The organism is Nonomuraea sp. NPDC049152 (assembly GCF_040648355.1).
GTDB lineage: Bacteria > Actinomycetota > Actinomycetes > Streptosporangiales > Streptosporangiaceae > Nonomuraea.
The window spans coordinates 1-21743 of sequence record NZ_JBEZDO010000017.1 but is presented as its reverse complement, the minus strand read 5'-3'; the positions used below and the strand labels follow the sequence as shown (position 1 = coordinate 21743).

General features: G+C 71.0%; 18 protein-coding genes and 1 pseudogene. 10 read left to right on the top strand and 9 right to left on the bottom strand.

What is annotated here, in order from left to right; translation table 11 throughout:
- Window positions 1-7: 7 nt before the first annotated feature.
- Window positions 8-1666 carry a hypothetical protein gene (locus AB0B45_RS28195; RefSeq protein ID WP_358136330.1) on the bottom strand — a complete coding sequence of 553 codons (1659 nt, stop codon included), beginning with the start codon at window positions 1664-1666 and terminating at the stop codon, window positions 8-10.
- Entirely contained in the window at window positions 1657-2499 is an 843-nt protein-coding gene (locus tag AB0B45_RS28190; RefSeq protein ID WP_358136327.1) for a hypothetical protein, read from the bottom strand. Before AB0B45_RS28190 ends, AB0B45_RS28195 begins: the two co-directional genes overlap by 10 nt.
- Window positions 2500-2671: 172 nt before the next feature.
- Here AB0B45_RS28190 and AB0B45_RS28185 point away from each other — a divergent pair, with 172 nt between their 5' ends.
- The 5 genes from AB0B45_RS28185 to AB0B45_RS28165 all read left to right on the top strand — a co-directional run bounded on the left by AB0B45_RS28185 (window position 2672) and on the right by AB0B45_RS28165 (window position 7331).
- Window positions 2672-2911: an acyl carrier protein gene (locus AB0B45_RS28185; protein ID WP_358136325.1), complete on the top strand. Its 240-nt coding sequence runs from the start codon at window positions 2672-2674 to the stop codon at window positions 2909-2911.
- A complete protein-coding gene (locus AB0B45_RS28180; RefSeq protein ID WP_358136322.1) occupies window positions 2898-3644 on the top strand; it encodes a glucose 1-dehydrogenase in 747 nt (248 codons plus the stop codon). The genes AB0B45_RS28185 and AB0B45_RS28180 overlap by 14 nt, the downstream gene beginning before the upstream one ends.
- A 98-nt stretch (window positions 3645-3742) precedes the next feature.
- On the top strand, window positions 3743-5056 hold the full coding sequence (locus AB0B45_RS28175) for an AMP-binding protein (protein WP_358136319.1): 1314 nt from the start codon (window positions 3743-3745) through the stop codon (window positions 5054-5056).
- Complete coding sequence (locus AB0B45_RS28170; protein WP_358136316.1) at window positions 5053-6081, top strand: acyl-protein synthetase; 1029 nt, start codon at window positions 5053-5055, stop codon at window positions 6079-6081. The genes AB0B45_RS28175 and AB0B45_RS28170 overlap by 4 nt, the downstream gene beginning before the upstream one ends.
- Window positions 6081-7331 (top strand): acyl-CoA reductase, encoded by a 1251-nt coding sequence (locus AB0B45_RS28165; RefSeq protein WP_358136314.1) that lies wholly within the window; start codon window positions 6081-6083, stop codon window positions 7329-7331. Before AB0B45_RS28170 ends, AB0B45_RS28165 begins: the two co-directional genes overlap by 1 nt.
- Here the strand turns inward: AB0B45_RS28165 and AB0B45_RS28160 are convergent.
- Window positions 7291-8712 (bottom strand): glycosyltransferase family 39 protein, encoded by a 1422-nt coding sequence (locus tag AB0B45_RS28160; protein WP_358136311.1) that lies wholly within the window; start codon window positions 8710-8712, stop codon window positions 7291-7293. The genes AB0B45_RS28165 and AB0B45_RS28160 overlap by 41 nt on opposite strands.
- 160 nt (window positions 8713-8872) lie before the next feature.
- On the opposite strand from AB0B45_RS28160, the gene AB0B45_RS28155 reads away from it, so the two are divergent.
- The 3 genes from AB0B45_RS28155 to AB0B45_RS28145 are packed head-to-tail and all read left to right on the top strand — an operon-like array spanning window position 8873 to window position 12139.
- Window positions 8873-9553, top strand: a complete 681-nt coding sequence (locus AB0B45_RS28155; RefSeq protein ID WP_358136309.1) for a polysaccharide deacetylase family protein — start codon at window positions 8873-8875, stop codon at window positions 9551-9553.
- Window positions 9554-9597: 44 nt separating this feature from the next.
- Window positions 9598-10977, top strand: coding sequence for a hypothetical protein (locus tag AB0B45_RS28150; protein ID WP_358136307.1), 1380 nt, complete (start codon window positions 9598-9600; stop codon window positions 10975-10977).
- 10 nt (window positions 10978-10987) lie between these two features.
- Complete coding sequence (locus tag AB0B45_RS28145) at window positions 10988-12139, top strand: acyltransferase (protein WP_358136304.1); 1152 nt, start codon at window positions 10988-10990, stop codon at window positions 12137-12139.
- Here the strand turns inward: AB0B45_RS28145 and AB0B45_RS28140 are convergent.
- On the bottom strand, window positions 12126-12542 hold the full coding sequence (locus AB0B45_RS28140) for a helix-turn-helix domain-containing protein (RefSeq protein ID WP_358136301.1): 417 nt from the start codon (window positions 12540-12542) through the stop codon (window positions 12126-12128). The two genes, AB0B45_RS28145 and AB0B45_RS28140, sit on opposite strands and share 14 nt — an antisense overlap.
- Window positions 12543-12621: 79 nt before the next feature.
- Here AB0B45_RS28140 and AB0B45_RS28135 point away from each other — a divergent pair, with 79 nt between their 5' ends.
- A complete protein-coding gene (locus AB0B45_RS28135; RefSeq protein WP_358136298.1) occupies window positions 12622-14016 on the top strand; it encodes an MFS transporter in 1395 nt (464 codons plus the stop codon).
- A gap of 117 nt (window positions 14017-14133) precedes the next feature.
- On the opposite strand, the gene guaA is transcribed toward AB0B45_RS28135, so the two are convergent.
- The 4 genes from guaA to AB0B45_RS28115 form a co-directional block, all read right to left on the bottom strand.
- Window positions 14134-15699 carry a glutamine-hydrolyzing GMP synthase gene (guaA, locus tag AB0B45_RS28130; protein ID WP_358136295.1) on the bottom strand — a complete coding sequence of 522 codons (1566 nt, stop codon included), beginning with the start codon at window positions 15697-15699 and terminating at the stop codon, window positions 14134-14136.
- A 69-nt stretch (window positions 15700-15768) separates the two neighbouring features.
- Window positions 15769-16608 (bottom strand): SDR family NAD(P)-dependent oxidoreductase, encoded by an 840-nt coding sequence (locus tag AB0B45_RS28125; RefSeq protein ID WP_358136293.1) that lies wholly within the window; start codon window positions 16606-16608, stop codon window positions 15769-15771.
- 104 nt (window positions 16609-16712) lie between these two features.
- Entirely contained in the window at window positions 16713-18206 is a 1494-nt protein-coding gene (locus AB0B45_RS28120) for a DUF885 family protein (RefSeq protein ID WP_358136290.1), read from the bottom strand.
- Window positions 18207-18530: 324 nt separating this feature from the next.
- Complete coding sequence (locus tag AB0B45_RS28115; RefSeq protein ID WP_358136287.1) at window positions 18531-19508, bottom strand: LacI family DNA-binding transcriptional regulator; 978 nt, start codon at window positions 19506-19508, stop codon at window positions 18531-18533.
- 91 nt (window positions 19509-19599) lie between these two features.
- Here AB0B45_RS28115 and AB0B45_RS28110 point away from each other — a divergent pair, with 91 nt between their 5' ends.
- A complete protein-coding gene (locus tag AB0B45_RS28110) occupies window positions 19600-20832 on the top strand; it encodes an MFS transporter (protein WP_358136285.1) in 1233 nt (410 codons plus the stop codon).
- Window positions 20833-21063: 231 nt separating this feature from the next.
- On the opposite strand, the pseudogene AB0B45_RS28105 reads toward AB0B45_RS28110, so the two are convergent.
- Window positions 21064-21522 (bottom strand): annotated as a pseudogene (locus AB0B45_RS28105) (pyridoxal-dependent decarboxylase); the annotation flags it as partial.
- Window positions 21523-21743: the final 221 nt, after the last annotated feature.

Below are 21743 nucleotides of genomic sequence, written 5' to 3'. Positions count from 1 at the left end.
ACTCCCTTCAACTGGAGAACTTGCGGAGGACCCTGCGGGCGAGCCGCCTGGGGCGGGCGAACCTGAGCGAGAGCCGGTAGCCCAGCGTTCTGCGGCAGGCCAGGGCCTTGCGCCGGACCTTCCTCAGCTTCGCCTTGGTCTTCTGCAGGTCGCGCTCGCGGAAGGTCAGCTTGGTCTCCAGCCTGGTCACCCTCGCCTGGGAGCTGGACAGGCACTGGTGGAGGTGGTCGCGGGCCTCGAGCAGCTCGCGGTAGGCGGGTGGCGTCCGGCCCGGCTCGATGACGGTGTCGATCTCCTCCTCCAGGCGCATCGCCGACTCCAGGTGCTCCTTGTCGCACGGGATCCCGCACATGCCGGCCAGGGTCAGCGCGAGCTGGTCGGCCTCGATCGGCCACGGCCACGGGTGGTGGTGACCGGCGGCGAGCAGCCGTACGGCGAAGCGCCACAGGATCCTGCAGAGCACGACCTCGACGATGGGAGCGTCGTCCAGCGTCCAGCCGGACTCGGCCAGCCGCAGCCGCACGCCGTCCCACACGAGGTTGTCGGTCGTCCCGAAGACGGCGATCGAGGGCGTCTGCGCCTTCACCCACGCGCCGAGCTCGGTGAAGGTGTCCCTGAGCGCCCGCAGGTCGTCGCGGGCGCACCCCTCGAGCAGGATCTCCTCCAGCACCCTGCCGTGCGGGATGGTCGCGGAGGCGTCCGCCGCCACCATGCGGACCCGGCCGGTCACCGGCGGCGCGGACAGCGCGCTGCGGCTCCAGCCGGTGCCGCCGTAGATCACCTCGTGGACGATCGGGCCACTCTGGAGCAGGCCCGTGGGCAGGATGGTGTGGCTGGGGGCAGATGGCTCCTTCCTCGCGACGCTCACCCACAGCGGGGCCAGCCGATCGGCCAGCTCGTGCCTGAAAGCGGTGCGGGTCAGGTGGAGCGGGTCGGCCACGATCATCCTGGCGTCGTAGCCCCTGGCGCTGAGCGGAACGGTGAGCGCGTCCGGCGGGCGCTGGGCCAGCACGTGGGTGGCCAGCAGCGCGCGCGGCGCCTCACGTGTGGGGAAGGACGCGTAACACGTCTCGGTACTCAGGTTCAGCGCCTGGAGCTCCCGCTCTACCGTCTCAGGGCTGTTGGGATAGGTCACGTCGTAGCCATGCGGCGTCCACTGGGAGTCGTCGCCCTCACGGCCCGCCGGCCTGGCCGACACGAACCGGTCGACGCCCAGATCGTTCTCCACGCCCAGGATCAGCCGCCCGCCATCGGCGATCAGCGCCGAGAGCGCGGCGAGCGACTCGCGCCAGCTCTGCACGGGCGACTCGGCCGAGTGCAGGGCGGCGAACCCGTCGAAGGCCAGGACCAGGTCGTACGGCTCGGCCTGCGCAAGCACGTCCAGCCTGCCGCAGAAGACCCTGGCCGAAGGGTGCCTGGTGGCCAGCGCGCAGGCGTCGGGGTAGGAGCGGAGCAGCGCCGACAGCGAACCCGCGCGCGCGGCCACCATGTCGAACAGGCCCTCGGGGTGCGGCCCCACGACCAGCACCCTGCCACGCTCGGTGACGAAGAGGGCCGCCAGCTCCGTGGCGATGGCGCCCCAGTCTCTCGCCTGTGTCAGGTCCGACCACAACAGCATCTCGCCACCGATCAGCTGGACATTGTCCGGCGTCGTGTTCACGCGCATCGCGCCTTTCTCCATCCGAACAGGCGCCGCAGTTCCTCCGGGCCCGCCTGGTACTCGAAACCGAGCTCGCGCCTCGCCACCTCGTGGGCGAGCTGTCGGTCGACTCGCACGCCGTGCAGGTCGGGCCACAGCCGCATCCTGCGCTCGGTGCCGCCGTACTCGGGGCGTTCGTCCTCGAACTGCATCGGGTCTCCGTACACCGCGATGTCGCAGCCGACGGAGGCGCCGTAGAACAGCGCGCTGCCCAGCCGGTTGGAGGCGACCCTGCGGTGGCGGCGCAGCTCCTTCAGCTGCCCGCGCAGGAAGTCGCGCCCCTTGCCGTCCCAGCGCGAGCCCCTGTCGCCGTGGCTGATGACGCGGAATCCGGCCGACTTGTAGGCCTTCCTGATGGCGGCGTCGCCGTACTCGAGCCAGTAGAGGCAGACGGTCACGGGCCCGGTCTCGACCTCCCGGATCTCCGCCGCGAGCCTGGCGTGGTCGCCGTGGACCGAGCTCTTCTCCCAGCCGTGGAAGGGGTACCAGATCGTGCCCTCACGCCGGTCCTCCGGAATCCTTCCCAGCTCGGGCTCCATGGCCAGCAGGTAGATCCACGGCGCGCCGATGAGGTAGTGATCTCTGCGGCCCATCGACCAGCCCCTGCGGCGCAGCACGTCCGACCAGATGAACCGGGGATAGCCGGGGCTGCACCACTTGTCGTTGGGAGGAAATCCGTGGAGGTAGTTCCAGCCATGCTGTACGAATCCCTGGATACGTGGCAGCACCCCTCCCTGGGCCGTCCCGCAGTAGCCGCCGAAGATCTGTGAGTGCCCGTACCAGTGATTGGATTCGTCCACACCGAACCTCCTCGTTAGCCTGCGCTCAGCAGACCTTTCCAGTCGTCCCCGCGAGCCGCGCGGCGCTATACCCATCCATTACTCGTGGCGGAAGTTGCCTTCACGCGCCGCCCCCAAGCCGTCACGGCGGCGCTACACTGCGTTTCGATTCTGTCGCAGATAGTGAGGAAGCATGAGACATCTCGATCGCCTGCGCGTCGTCTTCCGCAGCTCGCTCAACCTGCCGGAGGGGACCGACGTCGACGGGCTGGAGTATCGCTCGATCCCGCAGTGGGACTCACTGGGCCATATGGCCCTTATCGCCGCGATGGAGAACGAGTTCGACATCATGATCGACACCGACGACATGATCGACATGAGCTCGTTCGACAAGGCCGTGCGGCTGCTGGAGAAGCAGGGTGTCGCGGCCTGAGCCGAGGGTCGCCCTCGTCACCGGGTCCACCAGGGGCATCGGCCGGGCGATCGCGGCCAGGCTCGCCGCCACGGGACACGAGGTCGTCGTCCACGGACGCACGGCGGAGGCCGCGGAGAAGGCGGCGGCCGAGCTCGCCGAGGAGACGGGCGGGCCGACCTGCGCGGTCCACGGCGACGTGGCCGACGCCGACGCGGTCGCCGCCCTGATGCGGGAGGTCCATCGCCGCCACAGGCGGCTCGACGCGTTGGTGATCAACGCGGGCGCCCACGAGGCGGCCCTGCTCGGCATGATGCGCGGCTCGTCGGTGAGCCGCCTGTTCGAGGTCAACGCCGTGGGCGCGGCCCACACCCTGCAGGCCGCCGTGAAGCTGCTGCGCAGGGGCACCGCTCCCGCCGTCGTCCTGGTCTCCTCCGTCATGGGCGCCAGGGGCGGCGCGGGACAGGCCGTCTACTCCGCCACCAAGGCCGCCGTGCTCGGCCTCACGCTCGCCGCGGCCAAGGAGCTCGGCCCCTCGGGGATCAGGGTCAACGCCGTGGCGCCCGGATTCGTCGAGACCGGCATGCTGGACACGCTCGACGAGCAGGGCCGTACCGCCACCGTCGCCGCCACACCGCTCGGCAGGCTCGGCAGGCCCGAGGACGTCGCCGCGAGCGCCGCCTTCCTGCTCTCGCCCGACGCGGCCTTCGTCACCGGCCAGGTCCTCTGCGTCGACGGCGGCCTGGTGCTCTGACCACGCCTCATGGAAGGACCGCGCCACTCGGAGACCGTGCCCCACTCGATGACCGCGTTCCTCTTGCCAAGACCGCGCCCGACAGGAAGGCAGCAGCGATGGACCCGTTCCCTCACCCGCAGGCGAGGCTGGTCGTCGCGGGCACGCAGGACGTGCTCGGCGGCGACGAGCTGGCCGCGCGGGTCGCCGAGGCAGGACGGGCGCTGGCCGGGGCGCCGCCGGGCCCGCTGCTCCTCGGCATGCGCAACGACCTGCCGTCCGTGCTCGGCTACCTGGCCGCGCTGCGCGCGCGCAGGCCCGTCGCCCTGCTCGACCCTGCCCTTCCCGCCGCCGTGCTCGCCGACCTGGCCGACCGCTTCCATCCGGCTGCCCTGTCTGGGTTCGCGGGAGCCTGCGGCGCGCCGAAACCGCGGCCGCGCGGCGCTCCCGACCCGCACCCCGACCTGGCCGTGCTGCTGACCACGTCGGGCTCCACCGGCAATCCCAAGCTCGTACGGCTCTCGCACGCGGCCGTCACCGCCAACGCCCGCGCCATCGCCCAGGCCCTGCGCCTCGGCCCCGCCGACGTCGCCCCCACCAGCCTGCCGCTCCACTACAGCTACGGCCTGTCGGTGCTCAACAGCCATCTGGCCGTCGGCGCCACCGTCGTGCTGACCGGCGCCGGCCTGCTCGAACGCCCCTTCTGGCGGCAACTGGCCGAGCACGGCTGCACCTCGCTGGCGGGCGTGCCTTACCAGTACGAGATGCTGCGCAGGCTGCGCTTCGACCCCGCCGCCTACCCCGCGCTGACCACGCTGACCCAGGCGGGCGGCAGGCTGCGCCCCGAGCTGGTCGCCGAGTTCGCCGCCAAGGTCGACAGGTTCTTCGTGATGTACGGCCAGACCGAGGCCACCGCCCGCATCGCCGTGCTGCCTCCCGACCGCCTGTCCCGCAAGCTCGGCTCGGCGGGTCTCGCCCTTCCCGGCGGCGCCCTCGCCATCGAGGAAGGCGAGGTCGTCTACCGGGGCCCCAACGTGATGATGGGCTACGCCGAGACCGCGGCCGACCTGGCCAGGGGCGACGACCTGGGGGGCGTGCTCAGGACCGGCGACCTCGGGCACCTCGACGCGGAGGGGTTCCTGTACATCACCGGCAGGGTGAGACGCATCGCCAAGATCTTCGGCGTGCGCGTCAACCTCGACGACGTGGAGCGGCTCCTGCGCGACTGCGGCCCCGTCGCGGCCACCAGCGGCGACGACAGGGTGACGGTGTGGACGGAGAGCATGGATCCGGCAGCGCGCGAGACGGTGGCCAGGCGGCTGGCCGACGAGCTGCGCCTGCACTGGAGCGGCTTCGACGTGCGCGGCGTGGACAGGCTTCCCCTCCTCACCACAGGAAAGATCGACTACCGAGCGTTGGAGGCCCGCACGTGAGCGTCTTCACCCTGCCGCAGGAGGCGAAGGAGGCGGCGCTGCTGCCCCAGCTCGCCGCCATGACCGAGCGCCACAGGCGCGACTGCGAGCCGTACGCGCGGATCCTGTCGGCGACAGGGTCGGCGCCGCCGTACGGGTCGGTGGCCGACCTGCCGTGGCTGCCTGTCCGCCTGTTCAAGACGCACGAGCTGCGCAGCGTCCCCGAGGAGCAGGTGTTCAGGGTGCTGACCTCCAGCGGGACGACAGGGCAGCGGCCGAGCCGCGTCTACCTGGACAGGGAGGCGGCGGCCACGCAGACGCGCATGCTCGCGGCCACCATGCGCGGCGTGCTGGGCGAGCGGCGGCTGCCCATGCTGGTCGCCGACACCAGGGCGGTCGTGCGCGACCCCACGCTGAGCGCCAGGGGCGCGGGCGTGCTCGGGATGATGAACTTCGGCAGGGACCACACCTTCGCCCTCGACGAGGAGGGGCGGCCCGACCAGGAGGCCGTGGCGGGCTTCCTCGCCGAGCACGGGCGCGAGCCGTTCCTGGTGTTCGGCTTCACGTTCATGGTCTGGCTCTACCTGCGCGAGCTGGAGGCCGACCTGTCCAACGGGATCCTGATCCACTCCGGCGGCTGGAAGAAGCTGGCCGAGCAGGCCGTGGACAACGCCGCCTTCCGCCGCCACTTCGCGGAGCGCACGGGGCTGACAGCCGTGCACAACTTCTACGGGATGGTGGAGCAGATCGGCACCGTCTACCTGGAGGGCGCCGACGGCAGCGGGCTCTACTGCCCCGACTTCGCCGACGTGGTGATCCGCGATCCCGACACGTGGCAGGAGGCGCCGGTGGGCGCGCCAGGGCTGATCGAGGTGGTCAGCACGCTGCCCACCTCCTATCCGGGACACGTGCTGCTGACCGAGGACCTGGGCGTCGTCCACGGCGTGGACGACGGGGTGTGGCCGGGCAAGAGGTTCTCCGTCCTGGGCAGGCTGCCCAGGGCAGAGGCGCGCGGTTGCGGCGACACGTTCGGAGCGGCCGCCTGATGATCGACGTTCTGTTCCCCGTCCCCGGCAAGTCCGACGTCGAGACGCTGGTCGCCGAGCTGACCGCCACCCCCGCCGGTGGCCCGCTGGCGGTCGGCGACGCCCGGATGCGCGCCTTCCTCACCGCGTTCGGCGCCAGGCTGCTCAGCCCCGCGATCGCCCGCCGCCATCCCGAGCTCGGCTCGCTCGGCTTCTTCCTGCGCCGCGTCGAGCTGGCCAGGGCCCTCGACCTGCTCGAAGGGGAGCACCTGAGGGTGCCGCGCGGGCTGGTCTTCCACGTCCCCCCTGCCAACGTCGACACCGTCTTCGTCTACTCGTGGGCGCTGTCGGCGCTCATGGGCAACCGCAACGTCGTACGGCTGTCGCCGCGCTCGGGGGCCGTCGCCCGCACGATCGTCGAGACCCTCGCCAAAGCGCTGCGCGACGCCGACCCCGCCGTGGCCCAGACCCAGCGGATCGTCTCCTACGACCGTTCCGAGGAGGCCACCGCCGCCTTCTCGGCCGCCTGCGACCTGCGGGTCATCTGGGGCGGCGACGCCGCCGTCACCGCCATCCGCCGCCACCCGCTGGCCCCGCACGCCCGCGACCTCACCTTCCCCGACCGCTCGTCGTTCGCCGTCATCAGGTCGGCGGCGTGGCTGGGCGGCACGGATCCGGTGCTCGCCGCGGCCGCCGACGGATTCGCCAACGACTCCTACTGGTTCGACCAGGCCGCGTGCTCGTCTCCCAGGACCGTGTTCTGGGTCGGCTCGGCCGCCGACACCGGCAAGGCCCACGCCGACTTCACCCTGCGGCTGGCCGCGGCGATCTCCTCTCGCGGCTGGAGCGTCGACGCGGCGATGGCCGTAGAGAAGCGGGTCGCCGCCTACGGGATGGCGGCCGACGGCGCGGGAGAGTCGATCACCTTTCACGGCAACGCGCTGACCGACGTGCGGCTCTCGGCGCCCTCGGCGATGCCGCGGCGCTGGCTGGGCACCGGCACGTTCGCCCACACCAGGCTCGCCGACCTGAGCGAGCTGGTGCCGCTCGTCGAGCGCAAGGACCAGACGATGACGCATTTCGGCTTCGCGAAGGACGAGCTGGAGGCGCTGGCCAGGGCGCTGGCCGGACGCGGGGTCGACCGCATGGTCCCCTTCGGCTCCGCGCTGACCTTCCACCGGGTGTGGGACGGGGTGGACCTGCCCTCGGAGTTCACCCGCATGGTGACGGTCAGCGCACAGGCCCCTGGATCGGCCGCTCGAAGAGAGTGACGCGCGCGCCGGTGAACTTCCAGCGTCCCGCCACCGCGTAGCCGCCCACCGCCCTGATCTGCTCGCGTCTGATCCGTTGGAGACGCTCCACCTCGCCGCTGAAATCGCCTATGCGCACCAGCCACACCCGTCCGCCCGCGTTGAGACGCTCGGCGACCTTCTTGTTGCCCGCGTCGAGGCCGACCAGGGTGCCCACCTCGCGGGGCGACTTCCGCATCGTCACGTCGCTCAGGCGTGAGGCGGGGCCAGGATAGGCCGCCCACATGAGCCTGGGCCAGCGCGGCACGTAGACGATCAGGTCGCCGGCGCGCGTGTGGCTGTTGAGCACGTCCGCCGCGGCCCGCACGTCCATCGGCTTGGCGTCGTGGGCGCGGGCGGCCACGTTCGCGGGTATCAGCAGGACGGCCAGGCCCGCGAGCGCGGCCATGCGCCGGGCGGGACGGAGCGCGGCGATGCCCGCCGCGGCGGCCAGCGCCCACCCCGGCACGCAGAAGAACAGGTAGCGCGGCAGGAAGAGCGACTGGAAGGGCAGCAGGACCAGCAGCGCGACGGACGGCGCGACCATCCACGGCAGGGCGACGGCCGCCACTCCCGGTGTCCTGCTCCTGCCGTGCCACGCGCCCGCGGTGATGAGGGCGACCAGCACGACGGCCCCTGCCGCCGAGCCCGCCAGGCCGCACAGCGCGACCCACAGGCCGCGGGGCGCGGGGGCCGGAATCCACGCCACGGCGCCCTTCTGCGGAAAGGCGATCAGCACCAGCGGAAGCGTGGCCAGCACGCCGGCCGTCGCGGCCGCCAGCCAGTGCAGGACGGTCCGCCGCGCGGGCCGCGTCCACAAGACCGTGGCCGCGTGCGCCGCGACGATCGACAGCGCGATCAGGTTGGTCAGCCCCGCGAGCGCGAGCACCACCGCGTAGCCGGCGAACCACCGCCTGCCGCCGTCCTGGATCCCGCGGACCAGCAGCCAGGAGGCGACGACGGCCAGCAGGGCGACCAGCGCGTAGGAGCGCGCCTCGTGGGCGTACTGGCTCACCACCGGCAGCGCGGCGAACAGCAGGCCGGCGGCCAGGCCCACCCCGCGCCCGCCGAGCCTGCAACCGATCGCCGCCAGTCCCGCGCTCGCGGCGGTGATCGCGGCCACGGAGGGCAGGCGCAGGACGGCCTCCCCCGCCTGGCCCGCCAGCGCGGCCATGCCCTTCGCGATCAGGTAGTAAAGCCCGTGGACGGCGTCCACGTGGGAGAGCATCGTCATGATCTGGCTCATCGACCGCGTGGCGAGATCGGCGGTGACGACCTCGTCGACCCACATCGAAGGCCCGGTGAGACCCCACATACCCAGGCAGAAGGCTATGATCGCGCACGCGAACGACGGGTGTCGCATGACCGGGATCATGGTGCTTCACCCGGTCCGCCGGACCGGACTTTACTCCCTGTTGCCCGCGCCGTCGCAGAGACGGGAACCGACCACGGCGACGAGAGCACGGGCGGAAATGGGGCACGATAGACGGGGCCCGTTGATCCCCCGTCGATGGAGGTGCCTGATGTACGTGCGTGGTCTCGCCATGGCCTTACTGACCGCCATGCTGCTGCCGGCGCTCCCGGCGCAGGCGGCCGAGGTCGACTGCGCGAAGGTCAAGTGCCTCGCGCTGACCTTCGACGACGGGCCTGGACCCTCGACTGGAACGCTCCTGTCCACGCTGAAGAAGTCCAAGGTCAAGGCCACCTTCTTCCTCATGGGCAAGCACGTCGAGGAGCGGCCCGCGCTGGTGAAGCGCATGGCGGCGGAGGGGCACGAGATCGGCAACCACACCTGGTCGCACCCGAGCCTGCCCACGCTGTTCGACGAGGAGATCACTCAGGAGCTGAAGGCGACCCAGGAGGTCGTCGAGAAGGTCACCGGCAGGACACCGGCGCTGTTCCGCCCGCCGTACGGGAACACCGACGCCAGGGTGGCAGGGCTGGCGGGCGACCAGGGGATGGCGCAGGTGCTGTGGACCGGCACCACGCTCGACTGGAAGCTGCGCGACCAGAAGAAGATCAGGGCGGCCGTGCTCAGGCTGGCCAAGCGCGACGGCGTCATCCTCATGCACGACGTGGTCCCGCAGACCGTCCAGGTGATGCCGACGCTGATCAAGGACCTGCGGAAACGCGGCTATCACCTGGTGACGGTGTCGGCCCTGCTCCGGGGCCGCAAGCTCGCACCGGGCGAGACGTACCCGTAGGCCCGTTTTGCTCTGATCCACTTACTCCCCGGACAATAACCTCGATGATGGTCGAACGCTCCACGGTGAGGATCTTCCTCTGCGTCCAGGCGGTGCTCCTGCTGTGGTGGGCCGCCTTCTACCCCGGTCTGTTCAGCCGCGACTCCGTGCTCTATCTGAGCCACACCATCGTCGGCCCCTGGGTGAGCGACCACTCCGTCCTGTACGACGCACTGCTGTGGCTGAGCGTGAAGGTCACGGGCGCCATCAGTCCCGTGACCTTTCTCCAGACCACGGGCATGGCGTTGGCGATCTCGTTGCTCGCCCAGGAGCTCAAGGGCCTCGGCGCGCCCAAGATCCCCACGACCGTGGCCGCCGTCCTGCTGCCCCTCGCGCCGCCGTTCGGGGCCTTCTCGGTGACGTTCTGGAAGGACGTGCCGTTCACCGCCTGCGTCATCGGCATCACAGCCGTCTGCGCGCGGATGGCCAGGGACAAGGGCCCCACCAAGGGGACACTGATCGCGCTCGGCGCGGTGATGCTGGGCGCGGGACTGTTCAGGGCCAACGGGTTCCTGGTCGTGGGCATCGTGGTCGCCGTGCTGATGCTCATCGGGAAGGGGGCGCGGCTGCGGCTGGCGGCCGTTGGCCTGGTCGCGGCGGGCGTGCCCGTCCTGCTCACCAACCTCGTCCTGCCGCACGTGGGCATCGTGCCGCCGTCGCGCACCTTCGTCTACCACACCGCCTACGGGGACCTCGCGGTCGCGTGGAAGGAGCGGACGGAACTGTTCACCACGCGGGATGTGGCGCTCATGGCCGAGATCGCGCCGCTGGAGCGCTGGTGGAGGGGCGGCAACTGCAACACCATCAACCCGCTGATCTGGCGCGGCGACTTCGACTGGAGGCGCTCCGACGAGCTCAGCCCGCAGGTGATGGCGCTGTGGCAGCGCATCCTGGTGGAGGCACCCGACGAGGTGATCAAGATCAGGCTGTGCAGGGGGGCGATCGCTTGGCGCCCGGGAGCCGACCGCTGGTCGGAGGGCGGCGAGACCTACCACTTCTCGCGCCGGTGGTTCGCGTGGGAGTACGTGGGCCCCGACATGATCGAGCGGCACCCCGAGCTGGAGAGCTTCAACCTGAGCCCGCCGTCGTGGCCGCTGCACGACGTCGCCGACAACTGGCTGTCGGCCTCCATGGCGCCCGACCTCGACTGGCTGGTGTGGCGGGGGCCGATCTGGTGCTACGCCGCCTACGTGGCGCTCGCGTTGGCGGCATGGCTGCGCGGCAACAGGTGGGTGCTCGGGATCGCGGCCGCCATGCTCGGCCAGCAGCTCGCCGTGCTCGCCAACATCTCCGCGCAGGACTTCCGCTACATGGCCTCGCCGATCTTCATCGGCTTTCTCATGCTCCCGCTGCTCGTCCGCTTCTGGCGTGCGGGGCGCGGGTAAGCTTCGTCAGATGACAAGACGGCTGGCGTGGCTCGACGCCCTGCGGGGGCTGGGCGCGACGGCCGTCCTCGTCGAGCATCTCAACTACCACTTCCTCGACGGGCTCCGGCCGCGCTGGATGAACCTCGGGATCTACGGGGTCCTGGTCTTCTTCCTGGTCAGCGGCTACATCATTCCCGCTTCGCTGGAGCGCAGAGGCGATGTGAAGGCGTTCTGGATCAGCAGGGTCTTCCGCCTCTACCCGCTCTACCTGCTGCTCATCGCGGTCACGCTGGCGCTGTCGCCGCTGCTGCCGCTACGCGGCGACGCCAACGTGGTCGCGCACTTGACGATGCTGATGGAGGTCACGGGCTCGGCCGGCCTGGTCGAGCCGATGTGGACGCTCTCCTACGAGATGGTCTTCTACCTGCTGGTCACGGGCCTGTTCGTGGCCGGGGTGCACCGGCGCAGCGGCTGGTTCGCGCTGGCCTTCGCGCTGCTGGCGACGCTGGTGGCCTTCACGCTGCCGCGCGAGGGACACCTGCTCGACGGCCCTTGGGCGCCCGTCGCGGTGCTGGCCGTCGCCGCCGGCGGCCTGGCCTGCGTGCTGTTCGGCTCCCGCTCCGCCCGTACGGCGGGCGCGTTCGTGCTGGCCGTCCTCGCGGTGGCGCTGATCTGGATCGGCAGCAGGGAGTCGTGGCAGGGCGCGATGATCCTCTCGGTGATGTTCACCGGCACCGCGATTTATCGCTGGGAGCGCGGGCAGGCCTCGGGCCTGTGGCCGGTGGCGGGCGTCGCGGCGCTGATCCTGCTGGTGCCCTTCCTCAAACCCGTGACGTTCAACGGCCTGACCAACCTGGCCACGATGGGCCTGGCCGCCGCGACATTCGCGCTGTTCTTCGCGCTGCGCGGGCGCGCGCTCCCACGCGTGCTGGCCTGGCTCGGCCTGATCAGCTACTCGGTCTACCTCGTGCACGTCCCGCTGATCAAACTCGCGCTGCTCGTGGTCGGCGACCCTGGGCGGCTGCCCTGGCCCGCGCAGCTGGGTCTCGGCCTGGCGCTGCTCGCGCTGATCCTCGGCACGAGCTGGCTCACCTACCGCTACGTCGAGCTGCCCGCCCAGCGCTACGGCAGGCGGCTGATCGAACGGCGGGCCGCCGGCCGCGAGCTCATTGCTGCCTAGCGTCGTAGAGCTCCCGCGACTTGGCCACGCACGCGCTGTGCCGCCGTGACCAGTCGGTGAGCGTGAGCATCGCCTCGTACAGCTCCAGCGCCATCGGCGTCGCCTGGTACTCCACCTTGGGCGGCACCGTCGGGTAGACGGTGCGGGTCAGCATCCCGTCGCGCTCCAGGTTGCGCAGGGTCAGCGTCAGCATGCGCCGGGAGATGCCCTGGATGAGCCGCTCCAGTTCGGTGAACCTGATCGGCCCCTCCGCCGACGCGACGATGATCTGGATGGCCCACTTGCCGGCGATCCTGTCGAGGATCTCCCTGGGAGGGATCGGGCATTCCCCCATCTCGAGCAGAGCCCTGGCGTCGTCCAGCGTCCTGAGCTGGGTTGGTACAGCGGTGTTCCCCTGGGACATGAAAGTGCCTTCTTCCGTCGGAACTCGATGGTCACACATCATGGCCACTGTTACAAAGCATGCACTAAGGGAGTAAACAGTGACCGTGCAGAACAAGTGGGCAGCGCTCGCGCTGCTGGCCACCACCCAGTTCGTCCTGATCCTCGACCTGACGATCATCGGCATCGCCAGCCCGATCATGGGCACGGAACTGCACCTGAAACCCCAGGAGCTGTCGTGGATGACCACCGCGTACACGCTGGTGTTCGGCGGGCTGCTCCTGCTCGGCGGCCGGTTGGCCGACTTCATGGGCCGTCGCCGCGTGTTCGTCGCGGGGATGCTGCTGTTCGCCGCCGCCTCCCTCGCGGGAGGCCTGGCCTCGACGGGCGCTCTCGTGATCGCGGCGCGGGCCGTCCAGGGGCTGGCGGGGGCGCTGGTCGCGCCGGCCGCGCTGTCGCTGGTGATGACCATCTTCAAGGGCGATCCGCAGCTCAACAAGGCGATGGGCGTGTGGGGCGCGGTCGGCGGCGTCGGCGGCGCGGCGGGCGTGGTACTCGGAGGGTTGCTCACCGACTGGTTCGGCTGGCGCTCGGTCTTCTTCGTGAACGTCCCCGTCGGCGTCGTCGTCGCCGCCCTGGCCTTCCGCCTGCTGCCCACGGCCAGGTCCACCGAGCCGCGCGGCGGGTTCGACCTGGCGGGCGCCATCACCTCCACCGGCGGCCTGGCCCTGCTCACCTACGCCGCCGAGGGCTCGGGCGCGCTGCGGGCCGGCGCGCCGGCCGTCGTCCTGCTCGCGGCCTTCCTGGTCATCGAGTGGCGCTCGAAGAACCCGCTCATGCCGCTGGGGATCTTCCGCAAGCGCCGGCTCCGCGCGGGCAACGTGCTGATGTTCCTGGTACCGGTCGCCATGCAGCCGATCTTCTTCATCCTGACCCTCTACACGCAGCTCGTCCTCGGCTACAGCCCCACCCAGTCGGGCCTGTCCATGGTCGCCATCGCCGTCACCATCGCCGTCACCGCCTCCACCGTCGGCGGCAGGGCGCTCAGCCGGTACGGCGTGCGCACCACGGCCGCCGTGGGCATCGCGTTCATGCTCGCCGGCGTGCTCCTCTACCTGCGGATCGACGTCGACGGCAGCTTCCTGGCCAGCATGCTGGCCCCCGAGCTGCTCACCGGCTTCGGCTTCGGCCTCATGGTCGTGCCCGCTACCGTCGCCGCCACCGCCGAGGCCGCACCGGGCGAGGCGGGCCTGGCCTCAGGCCTGATGAACGTCAGCCAGCAGACCGGCATCTCGATCGGCATGGCCCTGCTCATCTCCCTGGCGGCGACCACCACGGGCGGCTCGACCCAGGCCGCCGACCTGGTGGCCGGCTACCACGCGGCCGTATGGGCGGCCGTCGCCGTCCTCACCATCGCCCTCGCCGCCGCACTGACCATGCTCCCCCGCCACAGGACGACCACCGCGAACGAGAGCGTGGCGCATCAACCGGCTTGACGATCGCAGTCGCTCGAGCGACGCGACCGCCCGCACGAGGGCATTCGTCGATGTAGCCGAAACGCAAAGGGGGAGTCACGGAATGCGATCATTCCGTGACTCCCCGCTAAGCAGTGGCTACTCCCACTCGATGGTGCCGGGGGGCTTGCTGGTCACGTCGACCACCACCCTGTTGATGTCACGCACCTCGTTGGTGATCCGGGTGGAGATGCGCGACAGGACGTCGTAGGGAACCCGCGCCCAGTCGGCGGTCATGGCGTCCTCGGAGGTCACCGGGCGCAGGACCACGGGGTGGCCGTAGGTGCGGCCGTCGCCCTGGACGCCGACGGAACGCACGTCGGCCAGGAGCACCACCGGGCACTGCCAGATCTCGCGGTCGAGCCCCGCCCTGGACAGCTCCTCCCTGGCGATGGCGTCGGCCTCGCGCAGGATGTCGAGGCGGTCCTGGGTGACCGAGCCGATGATGCGGATGCCGAGGCCAGGCCCGGGGAACGGCTGGCGCCACACCATCGCGGCGGGCAGGCCGAGCTCCTCGCCCGCCCTGCGCACCTCGTCCTTGAACAGCGTGCGCAGCGGCTCGACGAGCGAGAACTGCAGGTCCTCCGGCAGGCCGCCGACGTTGTGGTGCGACTTGATGTTGGCGGTGCCCGTGCCGCCGCCCGACTCCACCACGTCGGGGTAGAGGGTGCCCTGGACCAGGAAGTCGACGGGGCCCTCCGACATGATGGCGCGCTGCTCGTCCTCGAAGACGCGGATGAACTCCCGGCCGATGATCTTGCGCTTCTCCTCGGGGTCGGTGACCCCGTCGAGCGCCTTCAGGAAGCGCTCGGCGGCGTCGACCACGCGGAGCTTGACGCCGGTCACGGCCACGAAGTCGCGCTCGACCTGCTCGGCCTCGCCCTTGCGCAGCAGGCCGTGGTCGACGAACACGCAGGTGAGGCGCTCGCCGATGGCGCGCTGGACGATGGCCGCCGCCACCGCGGAGTCGACGCCGCCCGACAGCGCGCAGATGGCGCGACCCTCGGGGCCGATCTGCTGCTGGACGGCGGCGACCGCGTCCTCGACGATGTTGAGCATCGTCCAGGAGGGCCGGCAGCCGGCGGCGTCGAGGAAGTGCTTCAGCACGGCCTGGCCGTGGTCGGAGTGGAGCACCTCGGGGTGGAACTGCACGCCGTACAGGCCCTTGTCGGGGTGCTCGAAGGCGGCCACCGGCGTCTCGTCGGTGGTGGCGGTGACGGTGAAGCCGACGGGCGCGGCGGCGACGCTGTCGCCGTGGGACATCCAGACGGTCTGCTTGGCGGGCAGGCCCGAGAAGAGCACGCCCTCGCGGCCGACGCGCAGTTCGGTGCCGCCGTACTCGGCGACGCCCGTGCGGGCCACCTCGCCGCCCAGCGTCTGGGCCATGACCTGGAAGCCGTAACAGATGCCGAAGGTCGGCACCCCGGTCTCGAACAGGCCTTCGGGAGCGGCGGGCGCGCCCTCGGCGTAGACCGAGGAGGGGCCGCCGGACAGGATGATCGCCTTCGGCTTCTTGGCCAGCATCTCCTCGACGGGCATCGTCGAGGGGACGATCTCGGAGAAGACGTGGCATTCGCGCACCCGCCTGGCGATGAGCTGTGCGTACTGCGCACCGAAGTCGACCACGAGCACTGTGTCGAATTCAGACACCGAGAGAACCCCCAACCAGGTGAATGCGGTGCTCTCAGTGTATCCGTAGGCCGGCGAGCACCCGGCAGGACGGTTGCCGCGGGGTCACTCGTAGTCGAGCGGGTCGGGAACCCCTCCGTCGAGCAGGGCGGACGTCTGCTGGACCAGGCTCTGCTCGTAGCTCGCGTGGGTCAGGACGAGGAAGCGCTCGTTCCTGATGGCCTCGACGGTCGCGTCGGCGACCTCGGCGGGGTCGATGCCCTTCTCCACCAGCGTGTCGAGCCACTCCTGCGAGAAGAGGTCGTCGCGGGTGCGGGCCACGGCCAGGTCGGCAGGCCTGACGCGCTCGGAGCGGCTGATGCCGGTGCGGACCCCGCCGGGGCACAGCGCGGTGACGCGCAGCTTGGAGCCGACCTCGCGCAGGTCGTGGGCGAGGGACTGCGAGGCGGCCAGGGCGGCGTACTTGCTGACCGCGTGCCCGCCGAGGTTGGGCCCGGCGAACAGGCCGGCGACGGACACGCTGTTGACGATGTGACCCTCGGTGTCCTGCTCGATCATGCGTGGCACGAACTCGCGGATGCCGTGGAGCACGCCCCAGACGTTGACCCCCAGGAGCCAGGCGAAGTCCTCCTCCGTGCGGGTCCACATGCGCCCGCCCTGGAAGACGCCCGCGTTGTTGCACAGCACGTGCACCCCGCCGAGCTCGCCGAAGGCCCTGTTGGCCAGATGTTGTACGGCCGGCGCGTCGGAGACGTCGGTGATCTGGGTGAGCACCTTGACCCCCGAGACCGCCGAGGCCATCGTGGCCGTCTCGGACAGGCCGCGCGGATCGACGTCGGCGAGCATCAACGACATGCCCTCCGCGGCGAACCGCACCGCCAGCGCCCTTCCGATCCCGCTCGACGCGCCCGTCACCACCGCGGCCTTGCCGGAGAGCTCCCGCACCGTCCCTCCCTAGCGCTCGCTTGAAAGAGACGTTAGCGTGATCTCCGTCGCGAGGAAAGCACACCAAGGGGCGCGGTAAACGTTACCCGCGCCCTCGGAGGACCTCAGAGCACCCTGTCGAGCAGGCCGAGCGGCGGCGAACCCAGGTCGAGCATGGCCTTGTGGAAGCGCTGAAGCGTGAACTCCGCGCCCCATTCGGCGCGGGCCCGCTGCCTGAGGTCCTGGATGAGCAGCTTGCCCCAGGTGTAGCGGCCGTAGGTGGGGTCGAAGGCGGCCCTGCGGGCCTCGGCCAGCGCGGCGGGACCGGCCAGCTGGGTGTCGGACTCGAAGCGGCGCGCACCGTCGTCGACCGTCATCTGCCCGGTGTGGACGCCGATCGCGCAGGCCAGACGGGTGACGCGGATCAGCGCCTCCAGCCAGACGCCGATCTCGAAGCGCGGGTCGTGAGCCTCGAAGCCCTCCTCGACGCACAGCTCCTCGCCGTAGTGGGCCCAACCCTCGGCGAACGACATCGACAGCAGGTGACGCCTGACGTCGGTGCCCACGTGTCGCAGGGCGCGGCCGTGGGAGAAGTGCCCAGGCGCGACCTCGTGCACGTTGATCGCGGGGAGCGTGGTGTCGCTGAAGACCTCCAGCCATTCCTCCTGCTCCTCCACCGGCCACGAGGCGTCGGGCGGCGTGATGTAGTACCACGACGGGCCCTCGGGCTCGCCGGGCGCGTTCCACGCCATCATCGCCATCGCCCAGCGGCGCGACTCGGGCGCGAGCCCGACCAGGCACTCGCCGTCGTGGTAGGGCACCAGATCCTTCTCGCGGGTGAACGCGATGGCCTTCTCCGTGCCGATTCTGGCCGCCTCGATCACGCCGCCGGCGTCGGGGTGCTGCTTGACCAGCTCACGGGCGACCTCCAGCGGCGGCCTGCCCTGCTCGCCCAGCCTGGCGCAGGCGTCGGCGAGCCGCTCCATCAGCCGGTCGCGCTCGGCGTCGGCGCGCTCGGCGAGCCCGCCGAGGTCGACGGGCAGCCCCTCGGACCCGCCCATCAGCCTGGCCAGCGCCCTGCCGCCGAGAGCGGCGTCGGGATCGCCTTCCGCGGCGGCGCGCTCGACGTGCGCGACCAGCCTGGCGTGCGCCTTCAGCGCCTCGGCGTCGGTGACGCCCGCCGCCAGGCCCTTGACCGCGCCGAGGAGCGAGGTGGCGATGGGCGCGGGGACCTGGTCGAGCGAGGCGATCGCGTGGTCGACGGCCTCGGGCCACAGCGCCAGGTGCGCGGCCCTGGCCGCCGCGCGCTCCGCCTCGGGCGCGTAGTCGCGGCCGTAACAGGCCAGGTCGAGGTTGGACAGGTGGAACAGCGGGTTGCGCCGGTGGAGCTCCAGCTCGCCGAAGGTGACCCTCGCCGCCTCCTCGAACACCTCCAGATGGGCGGCGTCGTAGGCGTCGGCGGGCGCGGGCCCCTCACCGACCCGCGCCAGCCCCGCCCGCACGCCGTCGGGAGACAGGTCCTGGATCGTGCCGTCGTACTCGTGCCTGCCGCCCGTCTCCCGCGCGTCGGCCTGTGCCAGATCGAGGACGGCGCGCAGCCTGGCGTCGAGTTCGGTCATCAGGACCTCCCTGAGAGACCCCGGGCCTCAGCCCTGGGGAGGAACGGGAAGCACGGGAGGGCCGCCAAGGCCCGGACGGTGCCGTGACCGCACAGTTTGCGCATGTGGGTGCCCCTTCTCTTGGTAAGGTTCATGTGTTCGGACAGGCAAGCGATAACCAAGCCGGCCTGTCCGGGCCTACCGCCGGGCTGGCGGGATGTGAAGCCTGTGAGGCCACATAAGACCAGTCGCACACCTTCGGGAGTGCGGGGGCTGTCGCCGGTGAAGCAGGAAGATCCGACCCGTGAGGGTGGAATCCCCCGGCTCTCAGCCGTGGGGAGGATGTCAAGTGGAGTCCCTTCCGATGAGCTGGAGTGTCCAGACGCCGACGTCGCCACACGTCTCGCCGCGGACGAGCCGATCGATCAACGTGGCAATACTGGCAGGAGCCACCGACAGGTCGGGCCTGACGGTGGTCAGCCTGGGCCTGGTCAGGCGCGAAAGCGGCAGGTCGTCGCAGCCCACCACCGCCACGTCGCCGGGAACGCCGAGCCCCGCGTCGTGGAGCGCGGCCAGCAGCAGCATCGCGTAGTCGTCGTTGTAGGCGAACACGCCCTCGCCGCCCGACAGGCTCGCCACGAACGCGGCCGCCTCGTCCTCGTCGAAGGCCAGGTCGACGGCCCTGACGGGCACCCCGGCCGATCGCGCGCCGCGCAGCCGTTCGAGGCCCATGGGCCTGATCCCCTCCTCGCGGGGGACGATCGCCACGATCTCCGGGCGGCCCCTCTCCACCAGGTGCCGTACGGCCAGCGCGCCCACCCCTTCGTGGTCGGTGAGCACGGAGGGGACGCCGCCGACCCCCTTCGATCCCATCCCGATGATCGCCTTGACCCCCGCGGCGCGCAGCACCCCGATGCCCGCGCCGGTGAGCCTGGCCACGTCGGCCAGCACGGCGGCGGGCCGCAGCTCGGCCCACGCCTTGGCCGCGGCCACGCCCTTCACGTCGCGCGCGCCGTACTGGACCATCGTGTAGCCGCGCCCGCCGAGCTCCCTGTCGAGCTGTTCGATGAGGCCGGTGGCCAGCGGCCCCTGGGGGATGTCCGGCAGCGCGACGAGCACCAGGCCGCTGCTGCCCGTGCGCAGGGTTCGGGCGCCCGCGTGGGGGACGTATCCGAGCCGCTCGGCCGCGTCGCGCACGCGAGCCCTGGTCTCCTCGCTGATCCGGCTGCCCGGCCGGTCGTTGAGCACGTAGGAGACCGTGGCCTGGGAAACGCCCGCCGCTCTGGCCACGTCCATGCTGGTGGCTGGCCTGTTGCCGCTCATCACGTTCAGAACATTCCTCTTGTCAGACGACGTCACTCGATGCTATCCAGTGCTTATACGTATAAGCACCCCCCTCAAGTCAGGAGTCGCCATGGTCCCCACCACTGGCGTCCGCCGGGACGGCCTGCCGAAGCTGCTCACCGTCCTCGGCGCGGGCAACGCCGTCATGTACGCCCTCTACATGGGCGTCGGCGGCCTGCTCGTGCAGTCCCAGATCGCCGAGATCGACCCCGCGAACAAGGTCGCCAACGTCGGCCTCGTCGCCGGGGTGAGCGCGATCTTCGCCACGGTCTTCAATCCGATCGGCGGCACGCTCTCCGACAGGACCACCCGCTCCCGCTGGGGCAGGCGCAACCCCTGGATCATCGGCGGCGCGCTCGCGGCCCTGGCCACCATGCTGCTGATGAGCCAGGTCTCGACCATCCCGATGATCCTTCTCAGCTGGTCGCTGGCCCAGGCCATGATGAACATCTACCAGGCCGCCATCACCGCGATCGTCCCCGACAGGGTGCCGGAGGAGCGTCGCGGCACCGCCTCCGCCGTCCTCGGCGTCGCCCTGTCGTTCGGCACCATCCTCGGCACCCAGATCGCGGTGTTCTTCGTCGGCGACATCTCGCTCGGCTACCTCGTGTACGGCTCGGCCGTCGTCCTCGGCGCGCTCCTCGTCGTGACGCTCACCCACGACCCGCGCCCCGGCGAGTACGAGATCGTCGACAGGCCCAAGGCGTCGATCACCGGCTTCCTGTCCGCGCTGAAGCACCGCGACTTCATGTGGGTCTTCCTCGGCCGCGCGATGATGGTGCTCGGCTACTTCATGCCGCTGATGTTCACCCTGTTCATCGTCCAGGACTACATCGGCATCCCGAAGGACCAGGCGCCGCAGGCGGTGGCCACCATCACGATCGTCTCCACGCTGAGCGGCATCGTCGCGACCGTGATCTGCGGGCCGCTGTCGGACCGGCTCGACCGCCGCAAGCTGTTCGTGACGTTCTCGGGCGTCGTGGCGGCGCTGTCGATGCTGCTGCCGCTGCTGTGGCCGACCTGGACGGCGATGCTCCTGTTCGCCGTCGTGCAGGGCGCCGCGTTCGGCGCGTACGGCGCGGTCGACATCGCCATCGTCACGCTGGTCCTGCCCAGCAAGGAGGACGCCGCCCGCGACATGGGCATCCTCAACATCGCCAACGCGGGGCCGCAGATGATCGCGCCCTTCATCGCGGCGGCCATCATCGGGAACCTGGGCGGCTACTCCTCGCTCTGGCTCGCGGCCATCGTCATCTCGCTCGTCGGGGCGGTCGCCGTCCTTCCCGTCAAGGGGGTCAGATAGGGCCTTGGGCGCCCGCGATGGTGTCGAGCAGCGCCTCCAGGTGCTGCTCGTCCGTCGCGGGCGCCATGACGTGACGCGCAGGTGGCGCACGCCGTCCAGCTCGGTCGAGGTCAGGTGGAAGGCGCCGTCGGCCATCAACCGCTCGCGGATCACCGTCTGGTCGCCGTCGCCGTACCTGAAGCAGACGATGTTGCTCTCCGGCTCGTACGGCAGGACGAACCCGGGCCGCTCCCTCGCCAGCTCCCAGAACCTGTGCGCGGTGTCGTACCGCCCTGCCACGTACTCGCCGAGCCCTCGCTCCCCCCGCCACGCCAGATTGAGGAACACCTTCAGGCCGAGCGCGGCCTTGGTGCACTCCACGGTCCTGCTGATCAGGTCGAAGCCCTGGTCGCCGTAGAACAGGTAGCTGGCCTGCTGCTGGAAGGCCGCGTCGAGATCGCCCTCGCGCCGTACCAGGACCGCCGCCGACAGCCCCGAGGTGCGCAGCATCTCGTGCGCGTCCCAGATCACCAAGTCGGCGAGCGAGATCCCGTCGAGCAGGTGCGCGTGCCGTTCGCTGAGCAGCGCCGACGCCCCGTGCGCCGCGTCCACGTGGAACCAGATGCCGTGTTCGCGGCACCACCGCCCGATGGCCCGCAGGTCGTCGTGGAGCCCGGTGCCCGTCGCGCACGCGCCCGCGACCAGCGCCATCGGCCGCCGGTCGAACGAGGACGGCAGGCGGGCGACGTCGATGCGACCCAGCGAGTCGGTGGGCAGCGGGATCACCGCCCGCTGTCCCAGACCGAGGATGCCCGCCGCCCGCGGCACTGCCCCGCCTGGACGGGGTCGCCGCCACGGCGGAGATCGTCAGGATCGCACCGGCGACCCGGGTGCTCATGCTGACGACGTTCGATGACGACGAACTGGTCGTG